Genomic DNA, 243 nt, shown 5'->3' with positions numbered 1-243 from the left:
AGGCACTGTCGACGATCGTGTCGTCGATCGTCGCCACCGTCACCGTGAAGCTGGACACGCCCGCTGGGACGATCAAGTTGCTACCGACCAAGCTCACGCCATTGCTGAATGTGGGAGTGGTGTTGTAATCGCTCGTCGCTGTCGCGCTGCCGCCACCCAAGCTGTACGCATAGGTCGAGGCAATCGTGGTGCTGCCCGTCAAGGTCACGGTGTAGCTTAAGCTATTGCCTTCCACCACATTGT

General features: G+C 58.8%; 1 protein-coding gene. It reads right to left on the bottom strand.

Translation table 11 applies throughout. The features are described from left to right. On the bottom strand, nt 1–243 hold a 243-nt coding region (locus tag KDM90_RS17755; protein WP_212676957.1), incomplete at both ends, for a hypothetical protein.

Source organism: Affinundibacterium fentianense (genome assembly GCF_018139545.1).
Lineage (GTDB): Bacteria > Pseudomonadota > Gammaproteobacteria > Burkholderiales > Burkholderiaceae_D > Undibacterium > Undibacterium fentianense.
Note: the sequence above shows the minus strand (reverse complement) of the source record. Positions and strands in the feature narration are given on the sequence as shown.